16 protein-coding genes are annotated in these 19,323 nt (G+C 65.9%); 3 read left to right on the top strand and 13 right to left on the bottom strand.

Features of this window, described 5'->3' with window-relative positions; genetic code table 11:
- Positions 1–38: 38 nt before the first annotated feature.
- The 12 genes from murG to dinB form a co-directional block, all read right to left on the bottom strand.
- Entirely contained in the window at positions 39–1,163 is a 1,125-nt protein-coding gene (murG, locus tag AC3ENJ_RS03125) for an undecaprenyldiphospho-muramoylpentapeptide beta-N-acetylglucosaminyltransferase (RefSeq protein WP_431813033.1), read from the bottom strand.
- Positions 1,153–2,583: a putative lipid II flippase FtsW gene (gene ftsW, locus AC3ENJ_RS03130; RefSeq protein ID WP_431813034.1), complete on the bottom strand. Its 1,431-nt coding sequence runs from the start codon at positions 2,581–2,583 to the stop codon at positions 1,153–1,155. The genes murG and ftsW overlap by 11 nt, the downstream gene beginning before the upstream one ends.
- A complete protein-coding gene (gene murD, locus AC3ENJ_RS03135) occupies positions 2,583–4,094 on the bottom strand; it encodes a UDP-N-acetylmuramoyl-L-alanine--D-glutamate ligase (protein ID WP_431813035.1) in 1,512 nt (503 codons plus the stop codon). The genes ftsW and murD overlap by 1 nt, the downstream gene beginning before the upstream one ends.
- Positions 4,095–4,117: 23 nt before the next feature.
- Positions 4,118–5,251, bottom strand: coding sequence for a phospho-N-acetylmuramoyl-pentapeptide-transferase (gene mraY, locus AC3ENJ_RS03140; RefSeq protein WP_431813036.1), 1,134 nt, complete (start codon positions 5,249–5,251; stop codon positions 4,118–4,120).
- On the bottom strand, positions 5,248–6,759 hold the full coding sequence (locus AC3ENJ_RS03145) for a UDP-N-acetylmuramoyl-tripeptide--D-alanyl-D-alanine ligase (protein ID WP_190807666.1): 1,512 nt from the start codon (positions 6,757–6,759) through the stop codon (positions 5,248–5,250). Before AC3ENJ_RS03145 ends, mraY begins: the two co-directional genes overlap by 4 nt.
- Positions 6,756–8,414, bottom strand: coding sequence for a UDP-N-acetylmuramoyl-L-alanyl-D-glutamate--2,6-diaminopimelate ligase (locus AC3ENJ_RS03150; RefSeq protein WP_431813037.1), 1,659 nt, complete (start codon positions 8,412–8,414; stop codon positions 6,756–6,758). The genes AC3ENJ_RS03145 and AC3ENJ_RS03150 overlap by 4 nt, the downstream gene beginning before the upstream one ends.
- 84 nt (positions 8,415–8,498) lie before the next feature.
- The gene (locus AC3ENJ_RS03155) at positions 8,499–10,352 is read right to left on the bottom strand and encodes a peptidoglycan D,D-transpeptidase FtsI family protein (RefSeq protein ID WP_431813038.1); all 1,854 of its coding nucleotides are present in this window, start codon (positions 10,350–10,352) and stop codon (positions 8,499–8,501) included.
- 90 nt (positions 10,353–10,442) lie between these two features.
- Positions 10,443–11,069, bottom strand: a complete 627-nt coding sequence (gene ftsL, locus AC3ENJ_RS03160; RefSeq protein ID WP_431813039.1) for a cell division protein FtsL — start codon at positions 11,067–11,069, stop codon at positions 10,443–10,445.
- Positions 11,066–12,049, bottom strand: coding sequence for a 16S rRNA (cytosine(1402)-N(4))-methyltransferase RsmH (gene rsmH / locus AC3ENJ_RS03165; protein ID WP_190807669.1), 984 nt, complete (start codon positions 12,047–12,049; stop codon positions 11,066–11,068). The genes ftsL and rsmH overlap by 4 nt, the downstream gene beginning before the upstream one ends.
- 198 nt (positions 12,050–12,247) lie before the next feature.
- A complete protein-coding gene (gene mraZ, locus AC3ENJ_RS03170) occupies positions 12,248–12,679 on the bottom strand; it encodes a division/cell wall cluster transcriptional repressor MraZ (RefSeq protein ID WP_190782381.1) in 432 nt (143 codons plus the stop codon).
- A gap of 210 nt (positions 12,680–12,889) precedes the next feature.
- Positions 12,890–13,276, bottom strand: a complete 387-nt coding sequence (locus tag AC3ENJ_RS03175) for an SCO2097 family morphological protein (protein WP_190782382.1) — start codon at positions 13,274–13,276, stop codon at positions 12,890–12,892.
- A 50-nt stretch (positions 13,277–13,326) separates the two neighbouring features.
- Positions 13,327–14,595, bottom strand: coding sequence for a DNA polymerase IV (dinB, locus tag AC3ENJ_RS03180; RefSeq protein WP_431813040.1), 1,269 nt, complete (start codon positions 14,593–14,595; stop codon positions 13,327–13,329).
- 185 nt (positions 14,596–14,780) lie between these two features.
- On the opposite strand from dinB, the gene AC3ENJ_RS03185 reads away from it, so the two are divergent.
- Entirely contained in the window at positions 14,781–15,893 is a 1,113-nt protein-coding gene (locus AC3ENJ_RS03185) for a polyprenyl synthetase family protein (RefSeq protein ID WP_431813041.1), read from the top strand.
- Positions 15,894–15,895: 2 nt separating this feature from the next.
- On the opposite strand, the gene AC3ENJ_RS03190 is transcribed toward AC3ENJ_RS03185, so the two are convergent.
- Positions 15,896–16,282 (bottom strand): Rv2175c family DNA-binding protein, encoded by a 387-nt coding sequence (locus AC3ENJ_RS03190; RefSeq protein WP_308495929.1) that lies wholly within the window; start codon positions 16,280–16,282, stop codon positions 15,896–15,898.
- 143 nt (positions 16,283–16,425) lie between these two features.
- Here AC3ENJ_RS03190 and AC3ENJ_RS03195 point away from each other — a divergent pair, with 143 nt between their 5' ends.
- Positions 16,426–17,550: a lytic transglycosylase gene (locus tag AC3ENJ_RS03195; RefSeq protein WP_431813042.1), complete on the top strand. Its 1,125-nt coding sequence runs from the start codon at positions 16,426–16,428 to the stop codon at positions 17,548–17,550.
- Positions 17,543–19,279: a Stk1 family PASTA domain-containing Ser/Thr kinase gene (gene pknB, locus AC3ENJ_RS03200; RefSeq protein WP_431813043.1), complete on the top strand. Its 1,737-nt coding sequence runs from the start codon at positions 17,543–17,545 to the stop codon at positions 19,277–19,279. Before AC3ENJ_RS03195 ends, pknB begins: the two co-directional genes overlap by 8 nt.
- Positions 19,280–19,323: the final 44 nt, after the last annotated feature.

Here is a 19,323-nt window from a genome sequence, read left to right on the forward strand (position 1 = left end):
TTCCTCCGAACGGGAATGGTGAATGATCGGTGACTACCTTAACGCCGCGGTGCGTGTTCCAGTACCAGCTGCGCCATGGTTTGGGCCGCGTCGCGAATTCCGTGGGCAGCGGCCGCTCGGGCCATTGTGCTCAGCCGGGGGGCGTCGGTGACGAGGGCGGCCACCGTCTCACGGTAGTAGTGCGGGGTGAACTCGGAATCCTTCACGAGTTCCGCACCCCCGGCGGCCACCAAGGACCGCGCATTGAACGCTTGCTCCCCGTTGCCGATGGGCAACGGCACGAAGATCGCCGGTAGCCCCACGGCCGCGACTTCACACACGGTGGCGGCGCCGGCGCGGGCCACGAGCAGGTCCGCTGCGGCGTAGACCTTTTCCATTCCGTCCACGTACTGCGTTTGGACATACCCCGGTGCCCGCAGCAACTGTCCGTCATGGGTGCGGACCTCCTTGGACCGGCCGGTGACGTGCAACAACTGGTAGCCACCGTCTGCCACCTCACGCGCGATATTCGCGACCGTGCGGTTCATGGATTGAGCGCCCGAGGACCCCCCGGTCACCACCACGGTGGGCAGCTCCGGGTGGAGTCCGAGTTCTTCGCGTGCTCGGGACCGTAGAGTGGCGCGGTCGAGATCGACGATTTCCTGACGCATGGGCATGCCCACGGCCACCGCACCCTTGAGCGGAGTCGCGGGAAAGGCGGTGGCCACCACGGACGCGAACCGGGCACCCACGCGGTTGGCAAGGCCTGGCCGGGCGTTCGCCTCGTGAATGATCACGGGAATACGACGCCGCGCGGCCGCCAGGTACACGGGTGTGCAGACGTAGCCCCCCACGCCCACCACGACGTCCGCGCGTTGGGAGTCGAGTATGCGTCCGGCCTGCTGGACCGCGCGGTTCAGCCGCCCGGGTAGGCGCATCAGGTCTGCGGACGGACGGCGCGGCAGGGGGACGCGGTCGATCAGTTCCAGGGGAACCCCCGCGGCCGGCACCAGTCGGGTTTCCATTCCCGACGCCGTACCCACCGCGCACACCGATGCCGCCGGCGCTGCCTCTCGAATCGCCTGGGCGATGGCCAGCAGCGGGCTGACGTGCCCCGCTGTTCCGCCACCGGCGAGCACCACGTGCACGGCCCCGCGGTCATTGTTCAGCGGATCACTGGTCATGGTGTGCCTTTCCCTCCTGCGACGTCATCCGCCGCAACCAATCCGGTCCCCGGCGTCGCGGCTCGTGGTCGTCGGCGGCTTCGTGCGCCTCCTGACGGTCCAGGATCGCGGCGTTCATGCCCACCTCGACCGATCGGGGAACCCGGGCGAAGGACATCACCACGCCCACCGCCATCAGGCTGATCAGCAATGCCGAACCACCGTAGCTGATGAACGGTAACGGAATGCCGATGACGGGAAGCAGCCCCGTGACCATGCCGAGGTTCACGAACGCCTGGCCCACGAGCCACGTGGCCACACACGCGGTGGTGATCTTCACGAAGATGCTGCGGGTCCGCAGGATGATGCGCGCCATGGCGATGACGATGATCGCGAAGAACAACAAAATGATGGCGGTTCCGAGCAGCCCCAGTTCTTCACCGATGATCGAGAAAATGTAGTCGTTGTGCGCCTCGGGGACATAGTTGTACTTGAGTCTGGACTGTCCCAGGCCCACACCCCACCAGCCACCGGTGGCCAGCGCGTTGAGGCCCTGTTGGGCTTGCCAACACGCGTCGGTGGCGCCGCATTCGCCGAACAACCAGCCCGTGATGCGATCAATTCGGTGCGGGGCGGTAATGATTGCTCCCACACCCAGCACGGCACCGAGCACGGCCGCGCCGGCGAAGATTTTGAGAGGGGCCCCCGCGAAGAACAACGCAGCGGCGTAAATCAGGACGAACACGATCGCGGTGCCCATGTCCCCGCCGGCGGCCACCAGGCCGGTGGGTACCAGGAATCCGAGGGCGGAGGGCCACAGGGCCTTTTTCCAGTCCCGGATCTCGTCGCCCTGTTTGGCGAACTGCGCTGCAAGCCACACGCACAGGGCCAACTTGGCTGCCTCGGAGGGTTGCAGGGTCATGCCGCCCAGATTCAGCCAGTTGCGGTTACCGTTGACTTCCTGGCCGATGGGTGTGAACACCAAGAGCAGCAGGACCACGCCCAGTCCCCACAGGCCCCAGGAGAACTTGCGGTAGATCCAGGCCGGCACGAAGGACAGGCCGATCATGGCAATGAGACCCGCTACGCCGAACATGGCCTGGCGCTGGAACAGGAAATAGGCGGAGCTGTTCTCGGCAATCGCTTCAACGGCGGACGCGGAGAGCACCATCATCATGCCGATCGCGGTGAGCATGAGCACCGCCCCGGCCAGCGCCCAGTAGGAGTGGTACAGCGGACCGTCGACCAGCTGGTGCCACAGGTGACGCAGTTTGGTGGTCAGGGGACGGTCTCCCCCGTTGCCGGCCCGCTCCACACCCGGGTCGTCCTCCCGCATGCCGGGCCGCGCGTCGCGAGTCCCGCGCGCAGGAGTAGCCACTGGGCGCTCGACCACGGCGGCGTTACGCGGGGTGTCTGAACCCCGGCCAGGAAGTTTCGCCATCAGAGTCCCAATTCCTCGCGCACACTGTTCATGAAGGCGTCACCGCGGTCCGCGTAATCCCGGAACTGGTCCATGGATGCTGCGGCGGGAGCCATGAGCACGGTGTCATTCGGTGCCGCGAGCGCGCGCGCTTGCTGCACGGCCGCGCGCATGACGGAGTGGCCGTCCTGCGGGTCCACGGCGAAATCAACGGCACCGGGGCCCGATATCGCCACCGCCGTGACTGCGGGAGCATGACGTTTCAGGGCGCTCAGAAGGGACTGGTTGTCGGTTCCAATCAGAATCACCGAGCGCAACCGGGAGGCGTGGCGTTCGACGAGTTGGTCGTAACTGACGCCCTTGGACAGGCCACCCGCGATCCAGATCACCGAGTCGAAGGCGGAGAGGGAGGCCTGGGCGGCATGCGGGTTGGTGGCCTTGGAATCGTTGACCCAGCGAACGCCGTCGGACTCGGCAACCAGTTGGATGCGGTGGTTCCCGGGTTGGAACGCGAGCAGACCGTCCCGGACCGCTTCCGGGGCGACCCCGGCGGCGCGGGCCAGTGCGGCCGCGGCCAGGGCGTTGGCCACCACGTGTCGGGTGGGAAGCGCGCCGGTATCGGCCACGTTGCCCAGTTCGGCGGCGGTGTTGGTGCGATCCGCCACGAAGGCCCGGTCCACCAGCAGATCCTCCACGACTCCCACCATGGACAGCCCCGGGGAGCCGGTCGTGAAACCAATGGCGCGGCAGCCTTCTTGGACGTCCGCCGCTTCCACGAGTGCCTCGGAGCCCTCTTGTTCCGCGTTGTACACGCACGCTGTTTTGGTGTTCTCGTACACTCTGGACTTGTCGGCCACGTAGTTCTCGTACCCCTCGTGCCAGTCCACGTGATCCTGGGCCAGGTTGAGCACCACGGAGGCCAGGGGGGCCAGTGAATGGGCCCAGTGCAGTTGGAAACTGGACAGTTCCACGGCCAGCACGTCGTACTCGACCGGATCACGTAATGCGTCCAGGATGGGGGTGCCCACGTTCCCCACGGCAATGGCTTTGAGCCCCGCGGCCTGCAGCATGGAGGCGGTCATTCCCACGGTGGTGGTTTTGCCATTGGTTCCCGTGATGCACACCCACTCGGCGGTTTTACGGCCCGCGCGTTCACGCACGCGCCAGGCCAGTTCCACGTCCCCCCAAATCTGGACGCCTTCATCCCGTGCAGCCGCCAACAGGGGATGCGTGGGTGGGAAACCGGGCGAGGTGACCACCAGGTCCGGGCGATCACCGGCCACGTCAGGAACGTAGGTCATGGCCTCCTGGCCGAGGTTGACGTCCAGGGCACCCACGATGCGCAGGGTGTCCGCACGTTGCCTGTTACGCGAGGTGTCATTACCGTCCAGGACGACCACGCGGGCACCGAGCTCAATGAGGGTGTCCGCGGCGGCAAAACCGGACACACCGATCCCGGCCACGACCACGCGCAGTCCGCGCCAGTCCGCATCCCAGCTGGTCAGTTCGGCCAACCGGGGGTTGTCCACCATCGGGTTCTCATTGCCGGCGTGAATCATCGCAGTGCCTCAGCTCCGGGGAAAGCCCCTCCGTTGTGCATCAACCAGTCACCGTAGAACACGCCCAGCGCCGCGGCGACGAACAGCCCGGCAACGATCCAGAATCGCACCACGATGGTGACCTCTTGCCAGCCCTTGAGCTCAAAGTGGTGCTGTAGCGGGGCCATCTTGAAAATGCGCTTGCCGCCCGAGAGTTTGAAGTACCCCACCTGCATGATGACGGACAACGTGATGATCACGAAGAGACCGGCGATCACAATCAGGAGCAGCTCGGTGCGGGAGAGCACCGCGAATGCTGCCAGCGCACCGCCGAGCCCCAGTGAACCGGTATCGCCCATGAAGATCTTGGCCGGTGAGGTGTTCCACCACAAGAAGCCGATCAGGGCTCCCACCAGGGCCGCCGCCACGATGGCCAGGTCCATGGGGTCACGCACCTCGTAACAGGCCGCCTGGTTCACGTTCTCGCACAGGTGCCCCGTCTGCCACAGGGCGATCAGCATGTACCCGCTGAACACCAGGATGGACGCGCCCGTGGCCAGGCCGTCCAGGCCGTCCGTGAGATTCACGGCATTGGTGGTGCCGGTCGCGATCAGGTTGACCCAGATGATGAAGAGGATGGCACCGATGATCGGACCAGCGAAGGCCAGATCGACATTGGTGTCTCGGGTCCAGGAAATTGCGGTGGATGCGGGGGTGTTACCGGCCTCGTCCGGGAAGAACAACACCAGTACGGCGAAGGCCACGCCAATGGTGCCCTGCAGAATCATTTTGCCGACCGCCGTGAGTCCCAAGTTCTGCTTCCGGGCGATCTTCTTGTAATCGTCCAAGAAACCCACTGCGCCCATGCCGAGCATCAGCCCCAGGGCCAAGAGCCCGGACAGACTGATACCGCCGTTCTCGGGCCACGCCAGAACGCTGACCAGATGGGTCACCGCGTAGGCCGCCACCACGGACAACAGGATGGCCACACCGCCCATGGTGGGGGTGCCCCGCTTGGTCTGGTGGCTCGTGGGGCCGTCATCGCGAATGTACTGGCCGTATCCGCGGCGGGCCAGCATCTTGATCAGTGCGGGGGTACCGAAAATGGAAAAGACGAGGCCCAGCCCCGAAGCCATGAGCAACTGGATCATGCTGGCTCGTCTCCTTTGCCATCGTTGGTGCCGTTGGCAGTGGCCGCCCCGCCGGACGCTGCTGCCGCGACCCGGTCACCCAAGTGGTTCAGGCCCGCCGCATTGGAGGATTTGAACAACACGATGTCACCCGGCTGCAGTGCGTGCGCGAGGTAATCCTCGGCGTCCTGGGCGGTGGCCACCCATTGGGCTTCGTCCCCCCACGAACCTTCCAGGGTAGCGGCGGTGAAAATGGGACGGGCAATGTCGCCCACCGCCACAACGTGAGAGATGTTCATCCGCACCAGGAGCTGACCGAGCGCATCGTGAGCCGCGACCGACTCCTCCCCCAGCTCGTACATACCGCCCAACACGGCCACGGTTCGACGCGGTGCGTTCTCACCGTCACCGCGTCCCATCTGAGCCAATGTCTGCAGGGCCGCGCGCATGGACTGCGGGTTGGCGTTGTAGGCGTCGTTGATCACGGTGACACCGTCCGGGCGCTCGGTGCGCTCCATCCGCCAGCGCGACCGGGCGCCCCGGCCGGTGAGGCCGGCGACAATGGCCGGTGCCGGGATACCCGCCGCGAACGCCACCGAGGCCGCGGCCAGGATGTTGGCCACGTGATGAGCGCCGATGAGCTTGGATTCGATCGTGTGCGCGGAACCGTCCGGCAGGTGCAGGGTGAACCGCGGGCAACCATCGGCGCCCACCGTCACGTTCTCGGCCCACACCCGGTCATCCTCGTGTTCGGGCGCGTGGGGCGCGGAACCCAGGCCGAAAGACACGATGTGGGCCTGGGTCCGGGTGCGCATCTGACGCACGCGGGCGTCGTCGTCGTTGAGGACGGCCGTACCCGATGCGCTGAGACCCTCGACCATTTCGCCCTTGGTGCGGGCGATGTTCTCCACGCCGCCGAATTCGCCGGCGTGGGCGGTGCCCACGCAGAGTACAGCGCCCACATCCGGGCGGACCATGTTGCACAGGTATTCGATGTTGCCCAGATGATTGGCACCCATTTCGATCACGAAGTAGCGGGTGTCCTGCTGAGCGGTGAACACCGTGAGGGGCACGCCCACCTCACCGTTGTAGGAATTACGGGGCGCCACGGTGGGTCCCTGTGACGCGAAAATGCCGGCCAGCAGATCCTTGGTGGTGGTCTTACCCACGGAACCCGTGACCGCAACCACGGTGACCGGGTGCGCCGCTCGGAGGCGGTCGATCACGTGACCGGCCAGCGCTCCCATGGCCTCCACCGCGTCGGGGACGATAACACCGGGGTAGGCTTCCCCCGCCACGTCCACTATCTCGCGCTCCATCACATGGAGCACGGCGCCGGCGGCTGCGGCCTGCGGCACGAACGAGTGGCCGTCCGTGGTTTCGCCGGGCTTGGCCACGAACAGGGCGCCTGGTGTGACCTCACGGGAATCGGTGGTCACCGCGGAAATCACCACGGCCTCCGGGTCCTGGACGCCCACCAATCTGCCTCCGGTGGCCTGCGCCACCTGAGCTGCGGAGAGGGGAATCATGACTGCTCCTTACGACTCGAGTGCAACGCGTCCAACGCCGCCTTGAGTTCCACGCGGTCATCCAGGGGATGAGCCACGCCGTTGAGATCTTGGAAAGTTTCGTGTCCGCGGCCGGCCAGAATGATGGAATCCTCGGGCCGAGACATGCGCACCGCGGTGTGGATGGCCACCTCGCGCGGAGCAATCACGTGCACCTCGGCGGCTCTGGCGCCGTGCTCCTGGGCGGCGCGCGCACCCTGGGCAACCTGTTCGCGAATCGGGGCGGGATCCTCGTCATGGGGATCATCGTCCGTGACGATCACGATGTCCGCGCCCTCGGCGGCAATCCTGCCCATGATGGGCCGTTTGGTCTTGTCACGGCGCCCCGTGGCACCGAACACGATAATGGTACGGCCGCCTTCCTCGGTGGGTTCCACCGACTGCAGGGCCCGCGCCATGGCGTCCGGGTTGTGGGCGAAGTCCACGACCGACGTGGGCCGGGTTCCGATCAACTGCATTCTGCCGGGCACGTCCGTGGTCAGCGGGTCGTGCTCGTCCAGCGCCTTCTGCAGGGTGTCCAGCTCAACCCCTGAGTCCAGCACCATGAGTACGGCCAGTGCCGCATTGGCCACGTTGAAGTCGCCGGGCAGTGCCGTGGACACCGACAGTTTGCGGCCCTCGCGGTGTTGCAGGGTGAACGCGTGGCCGATACCCCGCCGGGTCAAGGAATGCAGTGTCCAGTCGGCGCCGGATCGGCCGGGGCCGGCGTGGGCGTCATCCCCGATGTTGCCGCGCAGGGCCACAGAGGTGACACGATCCGTTCCGAGGTTCTCGCGCGCACGACGGGCCAAAGCCTCACCCCACGTGTCGCCCTCGGTCAGCAGGACGACGGCGCGTTCGGTGCGTTCCGCGGTGAACAGTTGGGCCTTCACCTCGAAGTACGCCTCCATGGACCCGTGCAGGTCCAGATGATCCTGGGTGAGGTTCGTGAATCCCGCCACGTTGTACCTGACTCCGTCCACGCGGTGAAATTCCAACGCGTGGGAGGAGACCTCCATGGCCGCGGCGTCGATACCGCGCTCACGCATGAGGGACAGGAGCGAGTGCACGTGGGGCGCCTCGGGAGTGGTGAGTTTGGACGGAATGGGGGTGTCTCCGGCCAGGATCTCAATGGTCCCGATCAAGCCCGTGGTATGCCCCAGGGCCCGCAAGATGGAGTTGATGAAGTAGGTGGTGGTGGTCTTACCGTTCGTACCGGTCACGGCGAACAGTTTCTGCGCGCTGGCGTCCCCGGGGTGGGAGTTGTAGATCTCGGCCGCAACTCGACCGGTCCAAGCCCGGGGATCCGCACTGACCAGCACCGGCAGCTCCACGCCCGCCTTCGCCACAATCTCTGCACCCGCTGCATCGGTGAGGATCGCCGCGGCACCGGACGCGGCGGCGTCGGCGGCGAACGTCGCGCCGTGAACATGTGCCCCGGGAAGAGCCGAGTACAGGTCCCCGGGCTGCGTCTCACGAGAGTTGAGGACCACTCCCATCACCCGGGTCGCCTGTGCGCCATGGGAGGCCACGATCTGCGCGCCCGTGAGGCGGGCCAACTGCTCAACAGTATGCGCCACGGGACGGGACGGACGCGCGGACTGCGCATCGGGCCCCTGGTCGGCAGATTCAAGCATGGAAATCCTTTTCAATGAGCTGTTGCGAATGTTCCCCACTCGCCCGGGCCGGTACCTACCGATATATCACCTGATCGTGCGAGTTTATCCGGCCGTCTCTTCCCGAGCCGGTGCCGGCCACGTTTGTTCCAGCGCGTTGGACGGTGTCACGGAGCGATCCACACTCTCCGGGACCTCCTTGGTGATGGCCACGGGATCGCTGGTGGACGGGGGAACGTTGTAGTGGTGCAGCACCTGCTCCATGATCGTGGAGAACGTCTCGGTCACGCCAATGGTGTGCACATCGCCTTCGGGGCGCTGCAGCGTGATCCCCACGAGGTACTGCGGATCTTCCATGGGGGCGACGCCCACGAAGGACGTGGTGTACCCGTCGTAACCGCCCTGGTCACTAGGGGCCTCGGCGGTGCCGGTCTTACCACCCACCCGGTAGCCGGGTACTGCTGCTTCCGGGGCGCCGCCCTCGGTGACCACGGTCTCCATGACGTCCAGGGTTTTCTGGGCGGCGTCCTCGGAGACCACTCGTTTGCCTTCCGGCTGTTCGGAGGTGGTCACGGTGCCATCGGCCTGTTCCGTGGATTCCACCAGCCGAGGTTCGATCAGAACGCCGTCGTTGGCGACCGCTTGGAAGATGGACGCGGTGCGCAACGGGCTCTGGGACACACCTTGGCCGAACAACACCGTGAACTGCTGCCGGAAATCCCACTCGTCCGCCGGGGCCAGAATTCCCGAGGTCTCACCCGGCAGTTCGATACCCGTGGACTGACCGACACCGAAATCCGCCATGTAATCATGCCGGGTCTGCTTGTCCATTTTGGCTCCCATGATCACCGTGCCGGTGTTCATGGAATCGGCAATGATGCCGGCCACGGTGCGGTTCTGCGTTCCGTGGTCGAAGGCGTCCGTGATCTTCTCGGAATCGATCTGCAGGTTCGGGGGCACTGTGATTTCGGTCTCGGGATCGGCGATTCCCTGGTCCATCACGGCGGCGGTGGTCAGGATCTTCTGGGTCGATCCCGGTTCCACGGCATGCGTGACGGACCGGACGCCCAGATCTTCAGCATCCGCCTTTCCGGGCACGTTGGGATCCACCGTGGATGAATCCGCCATGGCGAGAACTTTGCCCGTCTTGATGTCCATCACCACGGCGCTGCCCCACTCGGCGTTGAGTTCCTTAGCCCGCTCGGACACGGCCTGCTGCGCGAAATATTGGACGTCGCTGTCCACGGACAGTTGCACGTCCGCACCGTCCTGGGCGGCTTGCAGTTCCTGGGGCGCCACGGGAATCCGAACGCCGTCCCCGGAGATCTCGTACCGGCGTTCACCGTCCACTCCGCGCAACTGTTCGTCCTGCGTCTGCTCGATACCGCCCAGGGCCTCGTTGTCCCCGCCCAGGAAGCCCACGATGGAACCACCCACCGCGCCATTGGGGTAGCTGCGTTGGAAGGTCGGCTGACCATAGACGTACGGCAGATTGAGATCCTGAATTTTTCCGTATTGCTCGGGAGTCACGCCGCGGGCCACGTAGTTGAAGGTCTTGTCCCCGTCCAGAGCGTTCTTGACCTCGGTGTCCGGCAGACTCAGTGCGTCGGCGATGTCGTACACGGCCTGGGTGGGGGTCACCTGCTCGGTGGACTGATCGTCTTTGACGCGGGTGAACTCGGCCACCGCGGTCTGATCCACCGTGATGTCGTAACGCTGCAGCGTTCTGGCCAGGACCTTACCGTTCGTGTCGCGGATGTCACCGCGCACCGCGGGAATGACTTCCGTCTGGGTCCGGCTCTGCGCGGCGGCTTCCGCACGACCTGTGGGGTCCAGCCCCTGCACCCAGAACAGTTTTCCCGCGACCACCAGAAGAAGCGCCAGCAACAGGGCAATACCCACCTGTGCGCGCGTCCATCGGGGTCTCCGGGACGCGGTTCTGGTTGCGGGTGATGACACAGGGAATCCTCAATTCTTAGGGTCAGAGAAGTGGGCTACCTCCGAAGGGTCCGGCCGTGTTCCGGCACCGTTGCCGGAACCGCACGAAGTTTACTGTCCGGGTTCACGCTGTGCAGGTGCCGGGATGGAGCCCCCGTTGAGGTTCTCCTTTTGCTCGGCCTCCTGTTGAGCCTTGCGATCGGCGGCCTTTTTGTCCGCCTCTGCTTTGGCGCGCTTTTCCGCGCGTTCCTCGGCGGCCACGCGCGCGCTCTCCGCGGCTTCGGATCCCTTCATCTCCGCCGGGGGCACCAGAATGTCCTGGGCCTCACCCTTTTCGGCCACCCCCGACGCCGCGGCAACGGCCCCCCTGCTCAGCTCAACCGTTCCGACGTCCTTGGCCTGAACCATTCCCAGATCGTTGGCGCGCGCGGCCAGGTTCTGGGGGGCGGCGTTGGCCTCGATGTCCTGGGTCAGGGCTTCGTTCTCCTGGGAAAGTGCCCTTTCCTGGATGGTGAGTTCCGTGAGGCGATACTGCCCCGAGGAGATCTGGATATTGAGGAACAAGATGCCCATGAGCGCCGCGGCCAGCGCCAGGGCGCACATCACCACGGTCGACACGCGGCTGCGGCGAACTTCACGCTGCGGCACCACCGACAACGGGGTGCGCGGTTGCGGCGAGTGTTCTTCTCCCCCGGGGGTCGATGGGGGCGCCGGTCGTGTCATAGCCGCGCTGCTCATCGTGTTCTCCCTGACTTCATGGTGGTGCGTACTTTCTCGACGGCCCGCAACCGAGCAGAGGCAGCTCGGGGGTTGGTTGCGGTTTCCTCTTCGGTGGGCCTCTCGGCCCCTCGAGTCAGGACCTTGAGCGTGGGCTGGTGCTCCGGCAGCTCGACGGGGAATCCCTTGGGTGCCGAGGACCGCGCGCCACGCGCGAATTCCTGCTTCACAATTTTGTCCTCAAGCGAGTGGTAACTCATGGCGACGACACGCCCGCCGACCCTCAGAGTTTCCAACGCGGCAGGAATGGCACGAGACAGAACATCAAGTTCTTCATTGACTTCAATGCGCAGTGCTTGAAACGTCTGCTTTGCCGGGTGGCCCTTCTTGTGCTGAACGCTCATGGGGACAGCGCTCTTCACCACTTCCACGAGCTCGCCCGTGGTCGTGAGCGGTTTCACCGCGCGCGCCGCCACAATGGCTCGCGCGATCCGCGGGGCAAAGCGCTCCTCACCCCAATTGCGCAAGATATCGCGCAACTGGTCTTCCTCGTACTCGTTGACCACGGTTTCCGCCGTGAAGTCCGCCTGCGAGTTCATCCGCATGTCCAGCGGCGCGTCGAATGAATACGCGAAACCCCGTTCGCGCTCGTCCAATTGCAGAGACGACACACCCAGGTCGAACAGCACCCCGTCCACCGTCTCGACTCCGGCGACCGCAGCGGCGTCAGCAACGTTGTCATAGGTGGTGTGGATGCTCAGGAAGCGATCCCCGAACCGCGCCAGGCGTTCTCCCGCCAATTCCAGTGCTTGCGGATCTCGGTCGATACCCACCACGGTGAGGTGGGGGAAACGTTCGAGCATGGCCTCCGTGTGGCCGCCCATTCCCAGGGTGGCATCCAGGGCGATGGGTGAAGCAGTGTCGAAACCGGGAGCTAGGAGGTCCAGACAGCGATCGAGCAGCACCGGTACGTGGCGCTGCTCAGCTGGTGTGTCCTGCATCCGGGCTCCTGATCTGTTTCGGGTTCAGCCCTGGTCGCTGTCACCCGCGTGATTGACGATGTGTGGTCCTTCGCGGTCCGGCTACCAGATCCCCCTCCGCCACTCGTCACTCGAATCCGGCCTGACTCGGGGGAAGTCGAGTCAGGACGGTGACGTGGGCGGCTGGAGATCTCGTATCCGGTGCGCGCTGCGGTGCAATCAGAACAATCCGGGGATCACCTCTTCTTCGGTGTCCGAGAACGCTGCCTCCTTCTCCTCCAGGTACTGCTGCCATGCCTGCGCATCCCAGATCTCTGCACGACTCCCCGCACCGATCACGGCGAGTTCCTTTCCGAGCCCGGCGTAGGTGCGCAGTGACGCGGGAATGGTCACGCGGCCTTGTTTGTCCGGTACCTCATCCGAAGCGCCGGACAGAAAAACGCGAATGTAGTCCCGTGCCTGCTTGGACGACAACGGCGCCGCTCGCATTTGTTCGTGCACCCGGGTGAACTCCCGCTCACTGAACACATACAGGCAGCGTTCCTGCCCGCGGGTCAGTACGAGTCCGTCCGCCAGTTCAGCCCGAAACTTGGCCGGGAGGATCAACCGGGCCTTCTCATCGAGGCGCGGCGAATATGTTCCGAGAAACATCTCCACCGCCTCGATTCAGGGGTCCAGCCGCACCCTTGCTCCTCTATCGCGCTCCACTTTACTCCACTTGCCTCCACCGTCAACGCACCCGCGCCCCTCCCGGCGTGCCAAGGGTGGCGGAGTGTCACCGGGCAGATTTCGGGCAAAGAAAAACTCCTCAGTCATGGACTGAGGAGTCGAAAGAGGAGTTGGTGGGAGGAAAGTGGAGGGTTAGTTTTCCCCGCCCTGGTTACGCTGGTCCCACTTCTGCTCGAGGTTGCGCAGGAAGCCGGACGAGGACTTGGTGCTGCCACCGCGCTTGGGTCCGGCGGATGTGGAACTTCCCAGGCTTCCCCCGGCCGGGATGAAGGCCACGTACACACCCACGCCCATGATGATGAATCCCAGGACACCCAGAATGATCAAGTTCGCGACCACGCCCGCCAGGACGACACCCAGACCGACCACAGCAATCACCACGCCCAGCACCACGTTGCGCTTGGACCCCCGCCCGCGCGTGGGCTCGGGCTGCATGGTGGACGCAAAACGCGGATCATCTTGGTGCAGTTGCTTCTCAAGCTGCGCCAGAAGCTGCTGTTCGTGCTCGGAAAGGGGCACGTTTCCTCCTGAGTGTTGAAGTGAAGATGACCGCTAAACCCGGATAATCATCACGTGTCATCAAGGATATCCTTTGCGGCCTGGTTTGGCACGGCAGGATCCAGGAGTTTCGCCGGGCGAAGCACTCCCGGACCGAACCTGTGATGAACCCGGTCCATGGCTTGCTCGGCTGCCCCCCATTCCTCCTCGCGACCGTCCAGACTGAGCTGCAGTGCGTCAGCGGATGCCGCCAATTTTTCAGCGCGAACTCCCAGCAACCTGATGGATTGTTTGCGTGGCCCCAGGTGGTCCAGCAGGGCGGCGGATTCCGTGTACAAATCGTGGGCCGACGTGATGGGGTGGCTCAGGGTCCGCGAGCGCGAGACGGTGGAGAAGTCGGCGTACCGCAGTTTCAAACCCACGCGTTGCGCGCGCAGCCCGTGCCTACGTAACCGAGCCGCGGTGTCATGGGACAGTCCCAGGAGTACCCGTTTGAGCTGGGCGGTGTCGGATATGTCACGGTCGAAAGTGCGTTCCGCCCCCAGGCTCTTTTCCTCGCGCACGGGCGTCACCGCGCGCGGGTCGTAGCCATTGGCCAGTTGATGCAGATGGTGGCCCGCGGCGTCTCCCACGAGTGACCGGAGGCGGGTGACGGGGGTGGCTGCGATGTCCCCCACCGTGGTCAGCCCGGCGCCTTGCAGAACGGCGGCCGTTCGCTTGCCCACTCCCCACAGTGCGGTGACGGGCAGCTGGGCCAGGAACGCCAGGGTGCGGTGCGGTTCCACGATCAGCAGGCCGTTCGGCTTGCAATGGGCGGACGCAATTTTGGCGACCGTCTTGTTCTCCGCCACGCCCACTGAGGCGGTGAGTCCCGTGCGGTGCTCGATCTCCGCGCGAATCCGCCTGGCGATCACGGCAGGCGGTCCGAGTCGACGGATTGCCCCGGAAACGTCCAAGAAGGCCTCGTCCACGCTGAGCTGCTCAACGCGGTCGGTGATGTCACGGAACATGGCCATGACGAGCCCCGAGTAATGCGTGTAATCCTCCCGGTGGGGCTCCAGCACCACGGCGTGCGGACATGCCGCACGGGCCTGGACAAGAGGCATGGCGGAATTCACACCGAATGTCCGTGCCTCGTACGAGGCGGACAGCACCACCGACCGCGGGCCCAGACCCGCCACGATCACAGGCTTACCCCGGTGCTGGGGTGTCCGCAGGAGTTCCACACCCACGTAGAACATGTCCATGTCCACGTGCAGGATGGCGCAGCGGCGGTACCTGTCCAGTTGCTCCGGGGACGGGCCCCGCGGGGGCCGCGTGGAACGTTGTGACTCGCCCATTGACTCTGCCCTCCCCGTGATCATGGCGGCGATGAACCGCGTTCTCGCCTGCCGAGATGCCCCCAGCCTATGCATCGGCTCAGACACGCAGAAACCCCGGGGGCGCCCCGCTAGGCTGGGATGGTGCTCCGCGCTTATGGCCGGGGCAGCCATCCCTAGATCACAGGACAAGAGGTGCCCGCTGTATGACCGAGACGCCAGAACCCGCAGCCGCAGCAGGTGCCGAGGACGCCCGGTTCATGCGGGCCCTCACCGATCAGCTGGCGGAGTTCTTCTCGGTGGAGCGCCAGCGGGTTGTGCAGATATCCCCGGACGCCCCGCAACTGGTGGAATCCATTGCGCGTCTCACCTCCGGTGGCAAACGACTGCGCGCTCGACTGTGTTACTGGGGCTGGCGCGCGGCCGGCGGCGGGATCTTGACGCCGGCCATTGTGCAGGCGGCCGCCGCGTTGGAGTTGTTCCAATCCGCAGCGCTCATCCACGACGACATCCTGGATCGCTCCGACACCCGCCGGGGACAGCCCAGTGTGCACCGGGAGTTCGAACGGGTGCACACCCAACAGGGCTGGCGTGATGACGCCGCGCACTTCGGTGTCGGTGCCGCGGTGTTGACCGGGGACATGAGTTTGGCCTTCTCCGAGCAAGTGTTCGCTCAGGCCTGCGCGCAGCTACCACGCGACGACGAGCGTTCGGCCCGAGCCATCTTCGACACCATGCGCACCGAGGTCATGGTGGGGCAGTATCTGGACGTCCACGCCGAGGTCGCTCCCGCGCCGGACGATCCGGACGAGCAACTGGCTCGTGCCCTGGCCGTGCTGCGCTACAAGTCGGCCAAGTACTCTGTCGAACACCCCGTGCGCATCGGCGCCGCACTGGCCGGAGCGGACGAGCGGTTCGTGGCCCACTGCTCGTCCTTCGCGCTGCCCGTGGGAGAGGCATTCCAGTTACGAGACGACGTCCTGGGAGTTTTCGGTGATCCGGATACCACTGGCAAACCCGCCGGTGACGACATCAGGGAGGGCAAACGCACCGCGCTGGTCGCCCTGTGCGCCAGAGGAGCCTCCCGGGAAGCGATCGAGTGGTTGGATTCCGCCCTGGGCCGCGCCGATCTCAGCGAGGCAGAAGTGAGCCGAGCCCGCGCCCTCATGACCGACAGCGGGGCGCTGGGACACACCGAAGCCCTGATCAGTGACCTCGTGGCTACGGCCGAGCAACAGCTCGCAACGCTACCCACGAATGACGTGGCCCGCGCCGGGCTGCGCGCACTCGCGGACGCCGCGGTGCGGCGCAGCCGATAGGGCTACCAGCCCAGAGCCTGCGCCCGACGTCGAACCTCGGTCTTGCGGCCCTCACGCAACGCGTCCACCGGACGGCCCGGAAGGGACTCGTCTTCGGTGAAGAGCCAGCGAATGGCCTCCGCATCCGTGTAGCGGGCGTCGCGCAGCACCGAAATGGTGCCCTTGAGCGCATTGAGCGGCTCACCTCCCACCATGAACTCCGCGGGAACCACGCGGACGCCGTCGGAGGGGCGGCGGACCTCCAAGAACTCTCCCTGGTCCATCATGCGGTGCACCTTGGTGATCTGGATGTCCAGGGCCTGGGCGATATCGGGCAGATACGTCCACTCCCCCACCAAGGAATCAAGTTCGGCAAAGGTTTCGGCACTGATCTCGGATGAATGATTCACGGACAATACTTTGCCACGGTTGGTGGTCAGGTTCATGTCTTCAACTCGTCCGGCCAGGTCAGGTACGCTGGTGACGCTGTCACGGCTCCCGCGAGTCGGTGGCCTTCCCCCCTCACCCTCGTACTTAGGCAGGAAGCACGAACATGCCGGTTGAGCCACCCGAACATCGCCCGTCCGCCCGGTCCACGTGGGCGCGCAAGGCCACCAAGGGCTCCGCGGTCACCGCGCTGGCCGCTCTGTCCGCCGTCGGCTCCCTGGGTGTGGCCCACGCGCAATCGCCGGCGCCACCTGCGAACGAGGCCGCCTCCCAGCATGCTCATGCGCCGGGCGAGATCACCGTGGCCCCGGGCGACTCCGTGTGGTCCCTAGCCACCAAGCATGGCGTGACGGTCACCGACCTCATGAAGGCCAACAAGATCCCGGCTCACGCCATGGTGCGCCCGGGGGATCGCCTCACGGTCCCCGGTCGGCCTCAAGAACACACCCAGGACGAGCCCGCCGGGACAGCCACGCCCCAGCCCCCGAGCGCGCACCACACGGTTGCCCCCGGGGACACCGTGTGGGACCTTGCGGACCACCACGGGGTCAGCGTGGCCGAGTTGCAGCGCGCGAACGACCTCGATGCCTCCTCGTTGTTGCGCCCGGGGCGCACGCTCACCATCCCCGGCTCCCAGGCCGCGTCCAGGGCCGCCGACGCCGCTCATTCGCCCGCCGCGGCGTCGGCGCCCGAACCCGCGCCCAAGACCAAGGCGCCGGAGGCTCCGAAGGCGGCACCCGAACCCGCCGTGGACAACACGTTCGCCGGCAGGACCTATCCCCGGCACGTGGTGGATTCGGCGAACAAACACCACGCCGAGTTGCAGAAACGGGACCTGCCGTCCCAGGAGGCCATGCAATCCCTGGTCCGCGAGACCGCTGAGTCAATGGGCGTGGAACCCACGTTGGCGCTGGCTCATGCCGCTCAGGAATCCGGTTTCCAGCAGGGTGTGGTCTCCCCCGCGGATGCCGTGGGAACCATGCAGGTCATCCCGTCCGCGGGAGAGTGGGCGTCCCAGCTGGTGGGTCGCGATCTGGACCTGTTGGACGCCCGCGACAACGTCACCGCCGGTGTGGCCATCATCAAGGAACTCCAGGACAAGACGCCGTCCAAGGAGATGGGTATCGCCGCGTATTACCAGGGTCTGCACGGTGTGAAGACCTATGGTTTGTTCTCGGACACCAAGGACTACGTACGAGCGGTTTCCGCGCAGGAAAAGCGATTTGACTGACCATTCCCACCAGGACCGCCTGAGCGGCACACTGCTGGACCGGCGCTACCGGATCCAACGCCGATTGGCCACGGGAGGAACGGCCTCCGTCTACGTGGGGGTGGATGAGCGCCTCGATCGTTCCGTGGCGCTGAAAATCTTTCACGGCCACTACGCGGACGACCCCAAATTCGTGGAACGCGCCCAGCGTGAGGCCAAGGGCGCCGCACGGTTACACCATCCCAACGTGGTGGCCGTACTGGATCAGGGCCACACGGAGGACGGCGTGGTGTACCTGGTCCTCGAATACGTGGACGGGCCCACCCTGCGCCAGGTGATTGCCCGCGAATCCCCCATGACCGCGCGCCGCACCCTGGAACTGCTGGTCCCCGTGCTGCGCGGCCTGGCCCAGGCGCATCGCTACGGCATGGTCCACCGAGACATGAAACCGGAGAACGTGCTGTTGACCGCCGGCGGGGACGTCAAGGTCGCGGACTTCGGTCTGATGCGCGCGGTGGACGAGCACACCGCCACGAGCACCATCCTGGGCACGGTCGCGTATGCGGCACCGGAACTCGTGGGCCATGAACCCGTGGATCAACGGTGCGACGTGTACGCCGTGGGAATCATGACCTACGAAATGCTCACCGGCTCCCGGCCCTACACCGGCACCGCCCTCCAGGTCGCCAACTCCCACGTCAGTCGCGACGTTCCCGCCCCGAGCCGCACCTCCAACGGGATCCCCGGCAGCCTGGACGAGTTCGTGCGGCGCTGCGCCGCACGCGATCCGCAGGCGCGCCCCGCCGACGCCACCGCCCTGCTGGATCTTGCCCTCGCGATTCAACGGTCGTTGCCGTCCGTGATCGATCCGGTCTCCCTGGATCAGCCGACCGACCTGATGCCCCCGTCCGACGAGACTCGGGCACTGCCGCCGTCAGCTCCGGCATATCGGCCCGTTCCGGCCGCCGGCATTCTGCCCCGGGACGACCTGGATGCGACTCGAACCGTGGCCATCACGGCGGCAGGCTCTACCGCGCACCGCACGCCGGATCAACCCCGCATCACGCTCAACCCGCAACCCGAACCGCTGCACCTGGCCATCGGCGCCGTGGTGTTCGTCCTGTCTCTGGCCCTGGCCGGGTTCTTGGGCTGGTGGCTGGCCTCCGGACCGGGAACCACTGCCGCCACCGTGCCCGATGTATCGGGCAGCTCCGTGGCCACTGCGGAACGAACCCTGGACGGGGCCGGAATCAGCAACGTGGGCGTCCACACGACGACCAACGCGCAGGTCCCTGCCGGCTCGGTGATTGCCACGGACCCCGGGGCATCCTCCCAGGTGCGCGGTCTCGAGCAAGTGGTGCTGTTGGTTTCGGAAGGCCCGGCCCAGGTGGACGTGCCGTTGGTCGAGGGCATGTCCCTGGACGAGGCCCGCGACGCCATCACCCGGGCAGGTTTTTCCGTGGGCGCAGTACAGCCCCGGTTCTCGGAGGAACCCGCGGGCACCGTGGTGGAGCAACAACCGGCCTCGGGGTCCAGTGCCGAGGAGGGCTCGGTCGTGGACCTGACCGTGGCCTTGGCCGGCCCCACGGAGCCGGCTCCCAACGTGGTAGGTCAGAACGTCGATTCGGCGCGGGAGTCGTTGGAGCAACGGGGATTCACCGTCGAGGTGAACCGCCCCGTGGGCTCCACTCTGGACCGCGTGGTGCACCAGCGCGAAGACGGAGATACCGTGATCCTCACGGTGATCTGAGTCCGTGGCAATCACCACCGCGCCGCGGCACCGACAGATGACAT

The sequence above is a fragment of the Kocuria sp. cx-455 genome (assembly GCF_057707085.1).